General features: G+C 60.8%; 15 protein-coding genes. 11 read left to right on the top strand and 4 right to left on the bottom strand.

All coding sequences use genetic code 11. The features are described from left to right. The first annotated feature begins 96 nt into the window (after positions 1-96). Positions 97-339, top strand: coding sequence for an HP1242/YdcH family protein (locus CLU80_RS00635; protein ID WP_099756464.1), 243 nt, complete (start codon positions 97-99; stop codon positions 337-339). 107 nt (positions 340-446) lie between these two features. Next, positions 447-611, top strand: coding sequence for a hypothetical protein (locus CLU80_RS30085; protein ID WP_007912545.1), 165 nt, complete (start codon positions 447-449; stop codon positions 609-611). A 161-nt stretch (positions 612-772) separates the two neighbouring features. Here CLU80_RS30085 and CLU80_RS00630 read toward each other — a convergent pair whose 3' ends face one another. The 4 genes from CLU80_RS00630 to CLU80_RS00615 all read right to left on the bottom strand — a co-directional run bounded on the left by CLU80_RS00630 (position 773) and on the right by CLU80_RS00615 (position 5,932). Further along, a complete protein-coding gene (locus CLU80_RS00630) occupies positions 773-1,849 on the bottom strand; it encodes an SMP-30/gluconolactonase/LRE family protein (protein ID WP_099756463.1) in 1,077 nt (358 codons plus the stop codon). After that, positions 1,846-2,991: a sterol desaturase/SRPBCC family protein gene (locus CLU80_RS00625; protein ID WP_099756462.1), complete on the bottom strand. Its 1,146-nt coding sequence runs from the start codon at positions 2,989-2,991 to the stop codon at positions 1,846-1,848. Before CLU80_RS00625 ends, CLU80_RS00630 begins: the two co-directional genes overlap by 4 nt. A gap of 110 nt (positions 2,992-3,101) precedes the next feature. Further along, positions 3,102-3,965, bottom strand: coding sequence for a LysR family transcriptional regulator (locus CLU80_RS00620; RefSeq protein WP_007912548.1), 864 nt, complete (start codon positions 3,963-3,965; stop codon positions 3,102-3,104). Positions 3,966-4,219: 254 nt separating this feature from the next. Continuing rightward, a complete protein-coding gene (locus CLU80_RS00615) occupies positions 4,220-5,932 on the bottom strand; it encodes a hydrogenase maturation protein (protein WP_099756461.1) in 1,713 nt (570 codons plus the stop codon). 297 nt (positions 5,933-6,229) lie between these two features. Here CLU80_RS00615 and CLU80_RS00610 point away from each other — a divergent pair, with 297 nt between their 5' ends. The 9 genes from CLU80_RS00610 (at position 6,230) to CLU80_RS00570 (ending at position 18,932) form a co-directional block, all read left to right on the top strand. Further along, a complete protein-coding gene (locus tag CLU80_RS00610) occupies positions 6,230-6,736 on the top strand; it encodes a sigma-70 family RNA polymerase sigma factor (protein WP_064120628.1) in 507 nt (168 codons plus the stop codon). Beyond that, complete coding sequence (locus tag CLU80_RS00605; RefSeq protein ID WP_095126379.1) at positions 6,733-7,680, top strand: FecR domain-containing protein; 948 nt, start codon at positions 6,733-6,735, stop codon at positions 7,678-7,680. The genes CLU80_RS00610 and CLU80_RS00605 overlap by 4 nt, the downstream gene beginning before the upstream one ends. A 91-nt stretch (positions 7,681-7,771) precedes the next feature. Then, positions 7,772-10,681, top strand: coding sequence for a TonB-dependent receptor (locus CLU80_RS00600; RefSeq protein WP_099756460.1), 2,910 nt, complete (start codon positions 7,772-7,774; stop codon positions 10,679-10,681). Positions 10,682-10,952: 271 nt separating this feature from the next. Further along, complete coding sequence (locus CLU80_RS00595) at positions 10,953-11,429, top strand: antitoxin Xre/MbcA/ParS toxin-binding domain-containing protein (protein ID WP_286079812.1); 477 nt, start codon at positions 10,953-10,955, stop codon at positions 11,427-11,429. Beyond that, complete coding sequence (locus CLU80_RS00590) at positions 11,426-11,929, top strand: RES family NAD+ phosphorylase (RefSeq protein WP_095047842.1); 504 nt, start codon at positions 11,426-11,428, stop codon at positions 11,927-11,929. Before CLU80_RS00595 ends, CLU80_RS00590 begins: the two co-directional genes overlap by 4 nt. Positions 11,930-12,048: 119 nt before the next feature. Further along, a complete protein-coding gene (locus CLU80_RS00585) occupies positions 12,049-14,703 on the top strand; it encodes a TonB-dependent receptor (RefSeq protein ID WP_095047841.1) in 2,655 nt (884 codons plus the stop codon). Positions 14,704-15,017: 314 nt separating this feature from the next. Beyond that, positions 15,018-16,859: an extracellular solute-binding protein gene (locus CLU80_RS00580; protein WP_099756459.1), complete on the top strand. Its 1,842-nt coding sequence runs from the start codon at positions 15,018-15,020 to the stop codon at positions 16,857-16,859. Continuing rightward, entirely contained in the window at positions 16,846-17,910 is a 1,065-nt protein-coding gene (locus CLU80_RS00575; RefSeq protein WP_099756458.1) for a microcin C ABC transporter permease YejB, read from the top strand. The genes CLU80_RS00580 and CLU80_RS00575 overlap by 14 nt, the downstream gene beginning before the upstream one ends. Next, positions 17,910-18,932 (top strand): ABC transporter permease, encoded by a 1,023-nt coding sequence (locus CLU80_RS00570; protein ID WP_099756457.1) that lies wholly within the window; start codon positions 17,910-17,912, stop codon positions 18,930-18,932. The genes CLU80_RS00575 and CLU80_RS00570 overlap by 1 nt, the downstream gene beginning before the upstream one ends. Position 18,933: the final 1 nt, after the last annotated feature.

Below are 18,933 nucleotides of genomic sequence, written 5' to 3'. Positions count from 1 at the left end.
CAGGTGGTCGACAGAACCGTGCAACCGAGGCCATTCTGATAACTGGCCAGCGCAATCGGTCGCGTTGGCCAGCCGATCAACTGACGGAGGTGTTCCATGCCGGTTCCCCATGACCTGTTTCAGGACTTGAAGCTTACAAAGGAAGAGATCCAGCAAAAACGCACCGCGGATCCACATCTGGACGCACTGATCAACAAGTATTCCCAGGCGGACGCCGACGTAGTCAAGGCCGAGACTGCCACCTCGGATGCTCCCAGCGACGACACGCTGAAAAAACTCAAAGAGAAGCGCTTGCAGGTCAAAGACAAGATCGTCGAGCAATTACAGGCGCGATCCTGAAGCCCGGTTGATCCGCCGACCTGCGGTTGCGGATTGACGGGAACGACTGCCACGACCGGCACCTCGAATGTACAGAGTCTTCCATCCGACTCATTGCGAGGTGCCTTATGAACGATCCCAAATTCCCCAGTGAAGAGCAGGGCGCATTCGACCCGGTTCCCACGCATCCCGAACCGAACAGCCCGGCACATACCACGGCCAATCCCGAAGAGCCGGATGAGGATCTGCCCGAAGACGAAGATCCGGACAAGTTCGACAAGTCCAGCAACTGACAGACCGCCTTCGTCGGAACGCCGCCCGGAGCAGGCTCGCTCCCACAGGGTTATTTGCTGACCACAGCATTTGGGCTCAACACAATCCACTGTGGGAGCGAGCCTGCTCCGGGCGGCGTTCCGACGAAGGCGTCAGCGCACTCACCACAAAGTTGCCAGATTCACTTCAGGGCCACATCCAATGGCATCCGCGCCATATGCGTCGCCTTCAACGAGCCGAAATACAACCACGGCCCATACTCGCGCACCGTGGTAATCGGCGAATAGTTGCCACTGCTGGCATCCTGCAAATTGGCAATTACCTTGCCCTCCAGATCCAGCCCCAGGACAAACCCGCGCTTCTCCACCGGCTTAGGCAAAACCGCCAACGCCCGCACGATCATCTTGCGCACGAATGGATACCCTGCGGTGGTGTCTAGCAGCTTGTTGCGCGGCGCATACAACGCCACCCAAAACCGATTGCTGCCATTGAACGCCAGGTTGTCCGGCAGCCCCGGCAGGTTATCGATAAACAGGTCGTGAGTGCCGGCTTTCGGCCCGGTCAGCCAATAGCGGCTGATGCGATAGGCACCGGTTTCGTTGACCAGCACATAGGCGTCATCCGGGCCGAGGGTCACGCCATTGGCGAACTCCAGCTTGTCCAGCAGGACACTGGTTTTGCCGCTCTGGAAGTCATAGCGCAGCAGGCGTCCATCGCCGCCGTGCTCGATGATTGCTTCGCCGTCATGGCCGTAGCCCCAGCGGCTGGAGGCATCGCTGAAATAGGCGTAGTGCCCGGACTTGTCGATGGCGACGTCATCGGTGAACCCGAACGCCAGACCATTGGCCGCCGTGGTCAAAGGCACCAACTGACCCTGCGCATCAAGAGACAGCAAACCCTTGACCGCGTCGGCAATCACCAGCATGCCGTTCGGATGCCGGGCCAGGCCCAGCGGGCGGCCACCGGTGTCGGCGAGTACTTTGCGTTGCTGGCCGTCGAGGCTGGTGCGGATCAGTCGGCCGTCGTGCAGCCCGGTGATCAGGAAGTCACTTTCCAGCAGCAAGGCTTCCGGCCCTTCGATGTCGCTCGGCCCGACCTGCGCTGCGCCTTTGAGTTTCTGGTTCTCGGCGTAGAGACCTTCTGTCAGCGATGGCGCTGGCGGCGGCGTCCAGGCCACGGGTTCGACCTTGGTGGGCATCAACAATAAAAAGCCGATGACGATGAGGACCAGCAACAACAGCAGATGTCTCAGCTTCACGCGCTGGCCCTCGCCGAGGCCAGGTAGCGGGCGGCCATGTCGCGCAGCGCCAGCATCGATGCGGCGGATTCGCGCTCGATGCGCCGTTTGAGCAGCAAGCGATTGGCGATGCGCATGCCCAGTCCGTCGAAGCGATAATCCAGCGTGCGCACAAACCGTGTGCCGCTGCCCTCGGGGCTGCATTCATAGGTCAGCAGCAGCGACAAACCATGATCGCCCTGCGCCCGCGCGCACCAGCGGCGGCCGGGCAGGTATTCGGTGACTTCCCAGCGCAAATGGCCCGCGCGCCCGCCGGCATGAATGTCCTCTTCGAAGCGCGCGCCGGCATGCAACGGGCCTTGCGCACCGTCGATTTTCAGCGACGAGGGGTGCCACTCCGGCCAGCGACTGACACTGGCGGCATAGGCCAGCACGGCGATGGGTTCACCAGCGATATCGATCGGGTGTTGCAGGCGGGTCATGGGCATTTTCGAATGGCTCAAAGGGGTGGTTTCCGGCTCCCGGTAAAGGGTGCCGAACAGGTAATCCATCAGCGGCAGGACGATGTTGAAATTGCGCTCCTGCATGCGCTCGCGGCGGTGATGCAGCTCGTGCAAGTGGCGCATCTGGCGGATCCACGGCAGGCGGGTCAGCGGGTTGTGCGGCGGCAGGTGTTCGCAGGCGTGGAATATCTCGTAAGTCAGATAACCGAGGACCATGCAGCCGCCAAACAACCCGGCCACGTTGGCGTCTACCTGTGCGAGCAGCCACCACAACGGTAGGGTGATCAGCAGTGTGTGCAGCACGATCAGCCACGCGGGGAACAGAATCACTCGCCAGTCGCGGGCGCTGTCGTAGGTCATGTGGCCGGGGGTGAAGAAGCTGTGATGATCGCCGGCATGCCGGGCGTAGAACATTTTCGCGAAGGTCTTTTTGTGGTGGCCGAAATGACGATGGACCATGTACACGGCGAAATTGAAAAACAACAGGGTCAACGGCACCGTCAGCCATTCCAGCAGGCTGACCTGCTGCACGCTGCTCCAGAAACCACCAATGGCCAACACACCGAACAGCAGCACGAAGGCGCCGTGCAACCACGGGTTGTACAGCGGATGAATGGCCGCACGATAGCGGCTGCGAAATGCCTCGGTGGTCTGCCTCACTGCATCACCTGCTGGATTGTTGTTATACCCGGCAGATTAGCCGATCCGGCCGTATGTGCAGGCCGGACCTCCATGGCACATGCGCCATGATCGGCTGTGAAGCCGCCGCTTCAGCTCAGCGGGTTCCAGCGTTGCGACCAGTCATCATCGGTGCGGATCACTTCGCGCAGCAGGTGGAAGGCTTGTTGCAGCGTCGCCGAATCGCGATCGCGTGAGTACACGAGGTAAGTCGGATAGCCGAACTCCGGGGCTTTGGTCACCGCTTCCAGGGCGCCGCTTTCCAGGTAAGTGCGCACGACTCGGGTGCGGAAGTAGCCGCTGCCGCCGTGTTCGAGAATGTACTGCAGGGCCAGCGGGCCGAGGTTGAAACTCAGTGCGGCTTTGGCTTTTTCCGGCAGGGCCGCGTCATGCTGGCGGCGGAAGTCCGGGCCCCAGTCGATGTAGACGTAGGGATCGGGACGATCGGGGGCTCGCACCAGGATCAGTTTTTCTTCCAGCACTTGCTCGACCTGCAAGCCTGGCCAGTATTCCGGCTGGTAGACCAGTGCGGCGTCGAGCACACCGAGTTCGAGTTGGCGCAGGAGGTTTTCGCCGTCGCGAATTTCCATGCGCAGGGCATGCCCGGGAATCTTCTCGCGCAGTTCCGCCGCCCAACTGAGCATCAACGGGTTGCACAGGCTGACTTCGCCGCCGATGTGCAGCACGTTGTGATAGCCCTCGGGCAGCGGCAGGTCGCGGCGCGCGGCTTCCCAGGTTTGCACCAGTTGATTGGCGTAAACCACAAAAGCCTCGCCATTGGGCGTCAGTTTCGCCCCGGCGCGGTTACGCACGAACAGCGTGCTGCCCAGCTGACTTTCGAGTTTCTGCACGCGAGCGGTGATCGCCGTTTGCGTGACGAACAGCTTCTGCGCCGCCGCGGCGAGGCTGCCGTGGCGGACGATTTCCAGAAAGGTGCGAGCGAGATCGATGTCCATGGGCGGGCCGGTGTTTGAGGTGGCGGGCATTGTAAAGGCAAAAGCCCCTCATCGGATCGCCGCCCGCCTAACCCTCTCCCGGAGGGAGAGGGGACTGACCGAGGTGTCTGGCGTCGTACATCGACCTGAAAGATCGCGTCGATTATGGATTCAGTAGAGATCGTTCATGTCGGCGAACCTCTACAGCATCCCCCAATCAGTTCCCTCTCCCTTGGGAGAGGGCTAGGGTGAGGGGAAAGCAGTCACCGCCAAAATCAACTGGCCAACTCGGTCAACCGCGCCCACTCTTCAATCAACCGCGCCGGCGTGCCACACACCTTGCGCTTGAAGACAAAATTTCGGCACTTCTCGGCAAACTGATTACGGTTGTAGAGCATGTCTTCCTGCATCTCCCGCAGCTCGGTTTCGCGGCATTGCTGGATCAATACCTGATCAACCCGCACCTTGCGCTCGCGTACCGCCGCGTAAGTCGGATCGCTCACCACGCTGTTGGCCCGTTGCAGCAACCACAGGTCAAACTCGTCCGGGCAGCGCGGGCCGATTTCCTGAACCATGCCCAGTTGCCACGCCTGCACCGCGCTTACCGGCAGGCACGCCTGAGTCAATTGCTCGGCCATTGCCGGGCCGACGGCGCGGGGCAGGCTGTAGGTCCAGTATTCGGAGCCGTATAAGCCCATGCTCTTGTAATGCGGATTGAGCACGACATCGGCGCGGGCAAAGACGATGTCGGCCGCCAGTGCGAGCATCACGCCACCGGCGCCGGCGTTGCCAGTAACGCCACTGACCACCAGTTGCCGGGCCGTCAGCAGTTCTGCGCAGACATCGTCGATTGCCTGAATATTCGCCCAGGCTTCGGCGCCAGGATCCTGCGCGGCCTGAATCACGTTCAAATGCACGCCGTTGGAAAAACTGCCGCGCCCACCCTTGATCAACAACACCTGGGTATCACGGGATTTGGCCCAGCGCAGCGCGGCGACCATGCGCTGGCACTGCTCGGTGCTCATGGCGCCGTTGTAGAACTCGAAGGTCAGCTCACCGACGATGCCGGATTCCCGGTAGCGGATCGGTTGATAGGCTTCGTTACTGAACGGCTGCGTGGCGATCGACCAGTCCAGCACAGGCACCTCGGCCAGTTGCCCGGCCAGCACGTGCCGCGCCGGTTGCTTGAAGGTCTCTTCGCCAGGTTGCGGTTTGCGCCGTAGCGCGCCGATCCACAGGCTTTGATCACCGGCGGCGACCAGCACCGCATCGTCATGCACCGCGAGAATCTCGCCGGGCACGCCGCTGCGCGAATCCAGGTGCGCGTCGTAGACGTAATACTGACCGCCAGCGAGGCTCGCCAACACGCCGGGCTGGCCGTCGGCAGCATCGATGCAGCGTTTGATGAAGCGTGCGCAATCGTGCCAGCTGAAGCTGCGGTCGACCTGCTTCATGTTCGGCTGCAAGCGTCCGCGTACTTTCGTATCGGCATAGTCGAGGACAACCGGTTCAAACCCTTCGATGAATTTCTCCACCACTTCGCGAATACAACGAATCGCCGCATCACTGACCTGGCCGTTGTACAGCTCGGATTTGCGCAGGCCCGCCGGCAGGTTGAATTCGCAGGTGGCCCACACCGGGCCGGCGTCCATTTCTTCGACCGCTTGTAGCGCAGTGACGCCCCAGTTCGGCAGCTCGTTGGTAATCGCCCAGTCGAGGGCACTGGCGCCTCGATCGCCGACGATACCCGGATGGATGATCACCACCGGCCGTTCGGTGTTGCTCCACAGCGCCTGCGGCACGCGGTCCTTGAGGAACGGGCAGATCACCAGATCCGCGCCGCTGTGTTCGATCTGTTCGCACACGGCCTGTTCATCGGTAAACAGCACGACGCTGGGCGAGTGCCCGGCCTCGCGCAGTTCCAGCCAGGCGCGTTGGGTCAGGCCGTTGAAGGCCGACGACAGCAGAATGATGTTGAGTGGTCGCATGCTTGCTCTTCCTTGAGTGGATTCGGCTGTGGGCTCTCGCTGAGCCGTCCCTGGCCTTCGATTGAGCCGCGAGATTAATCAGTGACCACCCACGCGCCAGTGATCGAGGTCAACGTTCTGTCAGCCAATGTTTCTGCGGCGACCAAGCGCCTTATGCTCAATGGTTTGCTTGTGCTGATTTTTTATTACTTCAAATGTCTTCGAGGCTATTGCACAGTCGCGCCTGATCAGAGCCGGACGATCCCGGCAGAACGATGGTTTTTCGCAGCGGGTGGGACCCGTTTCAGGGAGCAAGGCATGGGTGGGCACAACCCGCATTACCAGATCATCGGGCAGATGTTCCAAAAGGACTATCGCTGGCTGTGCGCTGCCGTTGGCCGCACGCTCGGTTGTCCGCACAGTGCGCAAGACATTGCATCGGAAACCTTTCTGCGGGTGTTGGCGCTGCCGGATCCCACAGCCATTCGCGAGCCACGCGCGCTATTGACCACCATCGCCCGGCGGCTGGTTTACGAAGGCTGGCGGCGCCAGGACCTTGAGCGCGCCTATCTGGAAAGCCTGGCGCTGGCGCCCGAGCCGGTGCACCCGTCTCCGGAAGAACGGGCGCTGGTGATCGAAGCGCTGCTGGCGGTCGATCGCTTGCTCAATGGGCTGTCAGCCAAAGCCAAAGCGGCGTTTCTCTACCATCAACTCGACGGCTTGACCTACAGCGAGATCGGCGAGCGCCTCGGGGTGTCCACCAGTCGCGTGCAGCAATACATGGTCGAAGCGTTCAAGCGCTGCTATCAGGCGATGCAAGCATGAGGCCGGACGAGGCAGTGATCGACGAGGCGGCACAATGGCTGGCGTTGTTGCAGTCGGGCGAGGCGGGCACGGCTGAGCGCGCCGCGTTCGAGGCCTGGCGGGGCGCCGATCCACGCCATCAGCAAGTCATCGAGCAAATGGGCGGCGGCCTGAATTTGCTGCGCAACCCGAGCTTGCGCAGCGTGCCGCGCGGCAGTTTGTTGCACAGCCTCAATGCACCGTCGAGTCGTCGACGCTTTATCAGCGGCAGTTTGAGTGTGCTGGGTATTGCGCTGTTGGCCGGGTTGCTAGGGCGGCGTTACGGCTGGCTGCCGGAGGCGGGGGAGTTGTCGACCGGGACCGGCGAGCGACGTGACTTCACCCTCGCGGACGGCAGTGCGCTGACGCTCAATGCGCGCAGTCGTGTGGTGCCTTTGTTTGACAGTCAACAACGGTTGCTCGCATTGCGCAGCGGTGAGTTGCTGGTCGATGTAGCGAAAGAGCCGACGCGACCCTTTGTGGTCGAGACCGAGCACGGTCGCATGCGGGCGCTGGGGACGAAGTTTCTCGTTCAGTACAGCGAGGAGGCGACGCGATTGGTGATGCTTCATTCACAGGTCGAGGTGGTCACTACCGGTGGCGCGCGGCAAGTGGTGCAGGCAGGCGAAAGTCTGTTGTTCAACGGCGCCGGACTGTTGTCGCTGGAACGCAGCAACGGTCAGGAAAGTGCCTGGGTGCAAGGTCGCCTGGAAGTGCGCGACCGGCCTCTGCGCGAGGTCATCGACAGCCTGCGCCGCTACCGGCGCGGCATCTTGCACCTGAGTTCCGATGTTGCGGATCTGCGCCTCAGCGGCCTCTATCCGCTCGACGACAGCGACCGCACGTTGCAACTGCTGGAGCGCTCGCTGCCAATTCGCGTCACGTGGCACAACCCGTACTGGGTCAGCATCGACGCGCGGTTATAAACCCATAACTTCTTGGCCTAATCGCCGCCCTATAAAAAGCGCCGGCCCACTGCTCATTCCCTGCAGATGCCTCCAACAGGGAAACCCTTCGATGTTCTCAATCAAACAACAATTACCTCGATTGACCCTCGCCGCTGCGTTGGCGATGGGCCTCAGCCCATTGCTGGCGATTGCCCAGGAGCCGGCAGCTGCACTGTTCAGCTTCGACATTGCCAGCGGGCCGCTCGACGAAGTGCTGCTGGACATCTCGCGGCAGAGCGGCGTACCGATTTCCTTCAGTCAGCAACTGGTGCAAGGCAAACGCAGTGCGGCGGTGCGCGGCGCGTTGGGCGGGCGTCAGGCGGTGGAGAAGGCCCTGCTCGGCAGCGGTCTGCAAGTCCAGCAAAGCGCTCAGGGCCTGACCGTTCGCGCAGCCGATGCGCCGGCGAAAGTCACTGCCGTGGCACCGGTCACCAGCGCCGATTACCGCATGGAAAAAGTCACCGTGACCGGTTCGCGCATCGCCCGCGCGCAGAGCGATGGCGCCACGCCGGTCAACGTTATCACCCACGAAGAAATGGAAGCGCGCGGCTATAAAAACGTCTACGACGCCCTGGCGACGCAGACGCAAAACACCGGCATGACCCAAGGTGAAGACTACGGCAACACCTGGCAACCGGCGGCCAGCGCGCTCAACCTGCGCGGCCTCGGACCCAACCATACGCTGGTGCTGATCAATGGCCGTCGCGTCGCCGACTACCCGACGCCGTACGACGGCAAGGTCAACTTCACCAACCTGGCAAACATTCCGTCGGCGGTCATCGAACGCATCGAAATCCTCAGCAGCGGCGCCTCGGCGATTTATGGCTCGGACGCGATTGCCGGGGTGGTCAACATCATCCTCAAGGACAAGATCAACGGTGTCGACGTCAATCTCAAGGGTGGCACCAGCGAACGCGGCGGTGGCGACAATCAGCGTTTGCAGATCAGCGGCGGCGGCAGTTGGGGGGATTTTGACGGCTTGTTCGGTCTGGAGCTGACTAACCGCGATCCGATCTGGGCCGATGACCGTGGCTTTATGCAAAACGGCCCGCTGGCGGACGTCGGTTACCGCCGCGACCTGAGCAACAGTCGTTATCTGGGACCGGGTTGCGGTGCTTATCAGGGCACCTTCGACAACAAACTGGTCAACAGCGGCGGGCGCTGCCGCACCGACCAGATGTACAACGATTACTGGACCGTGCAGACCCAGAAGGAAAACTACGACGGCTACACCCGTGGCACCTGGCATTTCAGCGACAGCGGCCAGGTCTTCGCCGACTTGATGTACGGCCTCGACCACATCCAGAACAACACGCGCGGGCCGACCTTCACCTCACCGGACTTCATCAACCAGAACAGCGGCAATCTGGAGCGCTGGTATCGCCGTTTCGGTGAGGAAGAAATTGGCGGGCGCACCAGCAACAACAGCAAGTGGCGCGATACCTCGTGGACCGGCACCCTCGGCGTCTCGGACAAGATCGCCGAAACCGGTTGGAGCTACGATCTGGCGGCCAATCGTTCGGAATATCGCAGCGTCAGGACCACGCGTTATACGCCACTGTCGTCGATTCAGGATTTCTACCTTGGCCCTCAACTCGGTGTCAGCGGCGGTTACCCGGTGTTTGCTCCGGATGCCTCGCGTCTCGACCGGCCGCTGACACCGCAGGAATGGCAACAGTTTCGCGGCAACCTGACCCAGAGCAGCAAATCGGTGTCGACCAGTTACAACGCCTCGGTCAACGGTGATCTGTTCGATCTGCCGGCCGGGCCCGTGGGATTCGCCGGGGTGCTGGAGGCGGGCAAGCAGGAGTATCGCGTTGACCCGGACGATGGTCTTAACGACGGCACTTTTTACGGCGTGAGCCCACAGCAAAGTTCCGGCGGCTCGCGCAAACGCTATGCGGCGGGCGGCGAGTTCAGCATTCCGGTCACCGACACGATTCTGGCTACCGCCGCCGGGCGCTGGGACCAATACAAATTCAGCGGCCGCACCGAACAACAGAAGACCTACAACCTCGGGCTGGAATGGCGCCCGGTGACCAGCCTGTTGCTGCGCGGCAGTTATGGCACCAGTTTCCGTGCGCCGGACCTGAACTACATCTATCAATCCGACAGCAACGGCTACTATCCGGCGCAGATCGATTACTACGGTTGCAGCCAGGGCGTGGAGGGCGCGTGTGATCGTGGACGGGTCGATTACACCCAGAGCGGCACCGCTAATCTGGAGTCCGAACGTGGCAAATCGTGGACCTACGGGTTCGTCTGGTCACCGTCGCGCAATTTCGATTTCTCCACCGATTTCTGGCGCGTCGAGATCGATGATCTGCTGACCACCGTCGATGAAAACCGCTTGCTGCAACAAGAGAACGAATGCCGCAATGGCACGCAGGACATCAACTCGGCCAATTGCCAATCGACCCTGGCGCGCATCGATCGCAACGCTGGCAATGCCGCGGTCGATCCCAACCAGTTGCAGCGCGTTCGGGTCAATGCGATCAACGCCGCCAGCGAGCGGGTCAGTGGTCTGGACTTCAAGAGCAATATCCGCTGGGGTGCCGGGCAGTACGGCGCGTTCAGTTCGGCGCTGGGCTATACCCTGGTGCTGTCGCACTACTACAAGGAATCGGAAGAGGCGCCAACGCAAGACTGGCGCACTTCACGCACCAACTACGACTGGCGCAGCAAGGTCAACGCCAGCCTGACCTGGGATTACCAGAAAGCCACGGCGACACTGATGGGCATTCGTTACGGCTCGGTCACTAACGGCGCGGGTGACGGACGTCTGTCGCCGTGGACGGTGTTCAACGCCAGTGCGCGTTACAAACTCAATGACCGGGCGAGTGTCGGGCTGACCGTGAACAACGTGCTCAATCAGATCAAACACGATGACTCGGCGGGTTGGCCGTATTACCCGACCGGCAACTATGACCCGTACGGACGGCAGTGGTGGCTGGATGTGAGTTATCACTTCGGCGGATGATGGCAGGCATTTCGCGTTTTACGTCCTACGGAAAACGGCGGGTTTTGCGGCAAACAGGGGATATTTCCGACGACCTTTTCAGGTTGGTCGTCGGAAGCGCGATCTATAGCATCGGACCTGACATTGAAGTCGCTGAGCGGCTTGAACGCTCAGGCTCCCAGATCAAGGATCTATTATGCGTACCCCACACATCGAACATGAAACCCCTGTTTATTCCCTGCGCAACTTCTGGATCGACGATCGCGCCAGATGCCCCATGGAGGATGTCGCGATGCCCACATCAAAAGCACCCCGGCTGACGGTGCTGAAGAAGGCCGAGGGAAAACCTGTCGATTTGCTCGTGCACGGCCAGGACCTCGGTGATGATGCCATGCTGATTGTCCGCCTTACCGACGAGGGCTTTGAGCTGAGCGACGTCGTCAACATGCTTTCAACTTCCGAAATGTACCTGCGCGAAGACATGGTCAAACGCATCACCGGCAAATCTGTCAGAACCGTGCAGCGGCTGTTGAAGGAAGGCAAACCGGTACGGCTTGACTCGCAACAGAGTGTCGTCGCCTACCAATATGCGCTGGTGCTGGAGATGGCCACTTGGGCGTTCGGGGGGCTGCCACAGGCGGAAATATGGATGCAGAAGTCGACCCCTTACCTTAACGGCTACGTGCCGTTGGAATTGACCCGTCATCCACTGGGCTTCCAGATGGTCGAGCAATACTTGTGTCGGGTCCTGTACGGGGGTTACCCATGAATCCCTTGCCCTGGGAAGGACATTGGTATGGCTGGCGCCTGGATCAGGAGGCCTACGGAGACACGTGGGACAGCGGGATGGGTCCAAAACTGAAGGGCGGTCGATGGAATGCGCCTGGCCGGCGAGTCGTCTATGCATCTGTCGACCCGTCCTCGGCCATTCTGGAGGTGGCAGCCAATAACAGTTTTGATGCACTGGACAGAGAGCCTTATGTGCTGACGTGCTTTGAGGTCATCGGCGATGCACGGGTCAAAGTCGTTCAGCCCGAAGAGGTGCCGAATCCGTACTGGTTGAGTCCCGCGTGGCCGTCGCCCAATCAACAGCGGTTTGCCGACGCATTACTGGATGAACATCCGTTTGTCCTGATTCCCTCGGCGGCAACTCGCCACTCGTGGAATCTGCTGGTGAGCTGCGACCTCGCAGAGGGGCAGTTCAAAATGGTCTCTCAAGAACGTTTTGGTCTGGATACACGGTTGCTGAGGGACATGGCATCGGCTTGATATCGAGGCATGGCTTTTTTTTGCATAACCTCAGCACCCAACAGTCTAAATCGCCCTCTATAAATCCTTATTCGTCATCGCACATCCCTGCATAAACCAAAACGCAGGGATGGCTGTTCATGATTCAGTTTTCACCCGTCAAATCACCTTTGAGCCTGGCCTTGCTGCTGGCAATCAATACGCTGCCGGCCATCGCCGCCGATAGCACGGCAACCGAACCGACCACTCAACTGCAGCGTGTCGAAGTCACGGGTACGGCAATCCGCCGGGTCGATGCAGAAACGGCGGTGCCGGTGACCATCCTGCGCGTCGAAGAGCTGCGCGAGCAGGGCGTCACCACCACCGAGGAGCTGGTTAGTCGCATTTCTGCCAACCAGTCTTCGGTTGGCTCGGGGCGTTCGGTGGGGTCGAGCAGTGGCGGGGCGTCCTATGCCGATCTGCGTGGCATCGGCGCGAACAAGACCTTGGTGCTGCTCAACGGCCGGCGTCTGAGCAACAACGCCACCAATGCGATCAACGGCTCCGGTGTCGACCTCAACACCATTCCGTTCGCCGCCATTGACCGCGTGGAAGTGCTGCGTGATGGCGCCTCGGCGCTGTACGGCACCGATGCGATTGGCGGGGTGATCAACTTCATCACCAAGACCAGCCTGACCGAAGGGCAGATCAGCACCAACTACGACACGCCAACCCATTCGGGTGGCGGTGAAAGTCGTAACTTCAGCGGCAGTTGGGGCTTCGGTGATTTGCAGGATGATCGTTTCAACGTGTTCGGCGTGGTCAGTTATGACAAACAGCAACGCCTGGCCGCTGAAGACCGGGGTTACACCTACAACTATCAGCCGAACCGCGGACTCGATTACACCTCCGGCACCGCCTCGCCGGCCAACTGGAGTCAGGGCAGTAACGCTACCAATCCTTTGGCAGGCTCCGGCTGCAACGCACCGGGATTGCTGACGCGCAACGGCATCTGCCGGCAGAGCCTGTGGAATTACCTCGATCTGGTGCCGGAAACGGAGAAGACTTCGGCCTTCGCCAAAGCCACCGGCAAGCTGTCCGACGATCACAATGTCAGTCTCGAATACTTTTGGGCGCGTAACGAAAACCGCACGCAAATCGGCCCCGGCACGTTGATGGGCAATCAGGTCAACCCCGGCACGGCGTTCTATCCAGGTAACGGCATCACCCCCGGGCCGAACGGTTTCGCCCTCGATCCGACGCAACCGGTCGACGTGAACTGGCGCGAAACCGCCGTCGGCGCGCGTCAGCACGAAGACGACAACACCAGTCAGCGCTTGCTGCTGAATTTTGACGGCACGCTGGTCGGCTGGGATTACAACCTCGGCGCCTCATACAATCAGAACAAAGTGATCAACAGCATTCAGGACGGCTACGTCAATGACCGTGCCGTCAGCACCGGTATTGCCAATGGCGTAATCAACCCGTTCGGCCCGCAGACGGCTGCCGGTTCGGCGCTGTTGGCGGCCAACGCGGTGGACGGCGATTACGCCACGGCGGTAGGGCGGGTGAAGGCCATCGACGGGCGCATCAGTCGTGAAATCGGCGACTGGTTCGGTGCCGGCCCTTCGGCGTTGGCGCTGGGCGGCGAGTATCGCAAGGAAGACTTCCATCAGGATTTCGCAGCATTTGCCGGCGATGTGCAAAGCCTCGGCGTTGATCCGAATGGCAGCGTCGCCGGGGATCGCAGCGTCTCGGCCGAGTACGCCGAGGTCAACGTGCCGGTGCTCGACAGCCTCGAATTGTCTGCGGCCGTACGCCATGACAAGTACAGCGACTTCGGCAGCACCACCAACCCGAAATACTCGTTCCGCTTCCAGCCATTCAAGGAATTGGTAGTGCGCGGTGCCTACAGCGAAGGGTTCCGCGCACCGTCGTTGTATGAGTTGTACAACCCGACCTTTACCAGTTTTACCAACGCCAACTACAACGATCCGCGTTTGTGCGCGGGCGGTAATCCGAGCAATGGCGGCATTGCCAACCGCGACTGCGCACAGCAGTTCAATCGCACCAGCGGCGGCAATACCGACCTGAGCCCGGAAACCGCGCGCAACGTCACCCTTGGGTTTGTTTACCAGCCGTTCGAACGCCTGACTGCCGGGCTGGATTTCTGGTGGATCGACATCGCCAACCAGATTGCCGAGTTCCCGGAATCGGCGGTGTTCGAGAATCCTGAGCTGTACCCCGATCGCCTGGTGCGCAAGCCGGATGGCTCCATCGATCATATCGTCACCGGCCTGGCCAACCTCGGCAAGATCAAGACCAATGGCGTCGATGTCAGCTTCGACTATCGCTTGCCGAGCACGCCGTACGGTAATTTCGGCATTGGCCTGCAAGGCACTTACGTCACCCGCTATGACTATCAGCAACAACTCAAGGGCGATTACATCGACAAGCTGGGTGATTTCCGTGGCGGCGACTTTGCTTCGGCGGGCGCCGTGGCGCGCTGGCGGCACAGCCTCACCGGCAGCTGGAATTACGGCCCATTCGGCGCGGCCCTGACCAACCGCTACACCAGCGGTTACCACGACTCCGATCGCGACACCCACGATTACGTCGGCTCGTACAACGTCTGGGATCTGGCTGGCACCTACACCTGGCGCAAGACCTTAAGCGTGACCCTCGGCGCGAAAAACCTGTTTGACCGCGAACCACCGTTCAGCAATCAGACCTACACGTTCCAGAGCGGCTACGACCCCAAATATGGCGATCCGTTTGGGCGGACGCTGTACACGCGGGTCAGTTACAAGTTCTGAATCGAGCCCTGTAGGAGCTGCCGAAGGCTGCGATCTGATGATCTTCCAACGGCAAAAAATCGCAGCCTTCGGGAGCTCCTACAGACCAGGTTTTCGCAGTTGGTGCGGATTTTAGTCAGTTATTGATCTAAAGCCTGCTCTATAAAAATCGCCGGCCTGTTGCACATCACAGGTAGGCAGGATGTGTGTTGACTGTTCTGGTGCTATCGCGAGCAGGCTCACTCCTACATTGGATTTGTGTTCACCGCAGACCCTGTAGGAGTGAGCCTGCTCGCGAAGAGGCCAGTAGCAGCACCGTGTAAAAGGATCTGCCCATGTTCTCAAGGCTTATTTTGTTCAGCGCATGTGCGCTTTTAACGCCGTTCAGTTTGGCCGCCCCGCAAGTGGCGTTGACCGTCTACGGCGAAGCCGCCAAATACGCCCCCGACTTCCAGCACCTGGCCTACGCCAACCCCGACGCACCGAAGGGCGGCAGCCTGCGCCGGTCTTCCCTGGAAAGCGGCCCGTTCGATCACCTGATTCCTTACACCGACAAAGGCACTGGTGTGGCCGACATCGATGGCTGGCTCTACGCGCCACTGGCCTATCGCAGCAAGGACGAACCCTACAGCGTCTATGGTCTGGTGGCGCAGCAGATGGAGCTCGATCCGGATCGCCGCTGGCTGCGTTTTTACCTGAACCCAAAGGCACGTTTCGACGACGGTACACCGATCACCGCCGAAGACGTGCGCTACACCTTCAACCTGTTCATCACCCAGGGCAGCCTCAAATACCGCCAGCAGTTTCGCGATGTCGCCGAGGTCATCGTCGAGTCGCCGACGCAAGTGCGCTTCCTCTTCAAGAACAACGACAGCCGCACCTTGCCGCTGGACCTGGCGACACTGCCGGTGCTGCCCGAACATTGGTGGCGGACACGTGATTTCGCCGAGGGCGGCGGTTTCGAGATTCCGCCGGGCAGTGGCCCGTATCGCATCAGCGCGGTAGATGCCGGGCGCAGCGTGAAATTTCAACGGGTACAGGATTGGTGGGCCAAGGATCTGCCGATCACTCGCGGCCTCTACAACTTCGATCAACTGAGTGTGGAGTTCTTCGCCGACACCGACGTGTCACGGCAGGTGCTCAAGGCCGGCGGCTTCGATTACAACCGCGAGTTTTCCGCCACCAGTTTCACCATCGGCTACGCGGGCGCTGCACTCGAGCAAGGCAAATTGCTTCGTGAACACCTCGCACCCGGTGCTGCGCAAGGCGCGCAGGGCTTTGTGTTCAACCTGCAGAAACCGCCGTTTCAGGATCGTCGCGTGCGCCAGGCAATCGCCATGCTCTGGGATTTCGAATGGAGCAACCGGCAGATGATGCGCAGCATGTACCTGCGTCAGCGCAGCTACTTCTCCCACAGCGCGCTGGCGGCCACTGCATTGCCGGATGCCGAAGAGCTGAAGATTCTGGAACCGTTGCGCGGACAGATTCCCGATGAAGTTTTCACCACGGTGTTTGAAGTACCGAAAACCGACGGCAGCGGCAACGTCCGCAGCGAACAGTTGCAGGCACTGAAGCTACTCGAAGCCGCTGGCTGGAAACCTCAGGGCGATCAGTTGGTGAACGTCAATGGCGAACCTCTGCACTTTACCTTTCTCAATGGCCAGAAAGGTTTCGAACGGCTGTTATTGCCGTTCAAACGCAACCTGGCGCAGATCGGCATCGGCTTTGATATCCGCCAGGTCGACACCGCGCAATACACCAACCGCGTGCGCAATCGCGACTACGACATGATCGTCGCCGGTTACCCGGTGAGTCAGGCGCCAGGGCGCGAGATGTTCAATTACTTCGGCTCCGATGGCGCCGCTGACCCCGGCTCGAACAATTACATGGTGCTGTGCGATCCGGCAGTCGATGCACTGCTCGAAGGGCTGGTGCAGGCCGACAATCGCCAGAGTCTGCTGCGCCACGCTCATGCACTGGATCGGGTGTTGCAGTGGGGCTATTACTGGGTACCCAACTATTACCCGCCGGGAATTTCCACAGTGTGGTGGAACCGCTTCGGCCGACCGGCGATTGCCCCGCTCTACGACGCCGGTCTCGACACCTGGTGGGAAATCAGCCCGACTGCACTGACATCAGCGCAGATGCCCAAGGAGTACAGCCATGTGGGGCTATAGCCTGCGGCGTCTGCTGCTGATCGTGCCGACCTTGCTCGCGATCCTGTTGGTCAATTTCGTTATCGTGCAAGCCGCGCCCGGTGGCCCGGTCGAGCAGGCCATCGCGCGCTTGCAGGGCATTGGCGTCGGCGCGGCGGTGGGTTCCAGCCATGTCGAAACTGTTGGTGGCGAGTCTCGTGCCACCCGGGGGCTGGACACGAAACTGGTGGCCGATATCGAGCGTCAGTACGGCTTCGACAAACCCGCCAGCGAGCGCTTGTGGCTGATGCTCAAAAGCTATGCGCGACTGGATTTCGGGCAGAGTTTCTTTCGCGGTGCCAGCGTCACGGAACTGATCTGGCAGAAGCTGCCGGTGACTTTGTCGCTGGGCCTGTGGGCGACGTTGATCACCTATCTGGTGTCAATTCCGCTGGGCATTCGCAAGGCTGTGCATAACGGCTCGGCGTTCGATGTCTGGAGCAGCGTGGCGATCATCATCGGCTATGCGTTGCCGGGATTCCTTTTCGCTCTGCTGCTGATCGTGGTGTTTGCCGGTGGCACGGCGCTGGACTGGTTTCCGGTGCGCGGGCTGGTCTCGGACAACTTCGCCGAGCTGTCGCCGTGGGCCAAAGTGGCCGACTATTTCTGGCATTTGGTGCTGCCGGTGATTGCCTTGGTCATTGGGGGGTTCGCCACGTTGACGATCCTGACCAAGAACAGCTTTCTCAACGAGATCTCGCGACTGTACGTGGTGACCGCGCGCGCCAAAGGGCTGAGCCAAAGGCAGGTGTTGTACGGCCATGTGTTTCGCAACGCGATGCTTCTGGTCGTCGCCGGTTTGCCGCAAGCGTTGGTGACGGTGTTCTTCGGCGGCTCGTTGCTGATCGAAGTGATCTTTTCCCTCGATGGTCTCGGCCGCCTCAGTTACGAAGCGGCAGTCGCGCGCGATTATCCGGTGGTGTTCGGCTCGCTGTTTATCTTCACCCTGTTTGGCCTGCTGATAAAACTGCTCGGCGACCTTTGCTACACGCTGGTCGACCCGCGCATCGACTTCACCGCGAGGGCTGCCTGATGCTGACATTATCTCCCATCGGCCAGCGCCGCTGGGCGCGCTTCAAGGCGCATCGCCGTGGTTGGTGGTCGTTGTGGCTGTTTCTCGCGCTGTTCGGCCTGAGCCTCGGCGGTGAGTTGGTGGCCAATGACAAACCGCTGCTGGTGACGTATCAGGGCGAATGGTATTTCCCGGCGTTCAAGCGTTACACCGAGCAGGATTTCGGCGGCGAGTTGCCGTTTCAACCGGACTATCGTAGCGCGCAGGTGCGGCAATTGATCGAGGGGCAGGGCGGGCGGTTGTGGTTTGCGCCGATCCCGTTCGCGTTCGACACGGTCAATTACGACCTCACGGAGCCGGCACCGAGTCCGCCCAGTGGCTACAACTGGCTGGGCACTGATGATCAGGCGCGCGACGTGCTGGCGCGGGTGATTTTCGGCACACGTGTATCGCTGCTGTTTGCCTTGGCGCTGACCGCGGCGAGTGCGCTGATCGGCATCGCCGCCGGGGCATTGCAGGGCTACTACGGTGGGTGGGTCGACCTGATCGGTCAGCGCTTGCTGGAGGTCTGGTCGGGGCTGCCGGTGTTGTACCTGCTGATCATTCTGTCCGGGTTCGTCGAGCCGAATTTCTGGTGGTTGCTGGGGATCATGGCGCTGTTTTCCTGGTTGAGCCTGGTCGATGTGGTGCGGGCCGAGTTTCTGCGCAGCCGTGGCCTGGAATATGTGAAAGCGGCACGCGCGCTGGGGGTGGGCGATGCGCAGGTGATCGTTCGGCACATCCTGCCCAATGCCATGAGCGCGACGCTGACCTACCTGCCGTTCATTCTTACCGGGGCGATCGCGACGTTATCGGCGTTGGATTTTCTCGGTTTCGGCATGCCGGCCGGCAGCGCTTCGCTGGGCGAGTTGATCGGTCAGGGCAAAAGCAATCTGCAAGCACCGTGGCTTGGCCTGACCGCGTTCTTTGCCTTGGCGCTGATCCTTTCACTGCTGGTATTCATCGGCGAAGCCTGCCGCGATGCGTTTGATCCGAGGACTTGAT

The sequence above is a fragment of the Pseudomonas sp. 29 genome, assembly GCF_002754355.1.
Taxonomy (GTDB): domain Bacteria; phylum Pseudomonadota; class Gammaproteobacteria; order Pseudomonadales; family Pseudomonadaceae; genus Aquipseudomonas; species Aquipseudomonas neuropathica.
Note: the sequence above shows the minus strand (reverse complement) of the source record. Positions and strands in the feature narration are given on the sequence as shown.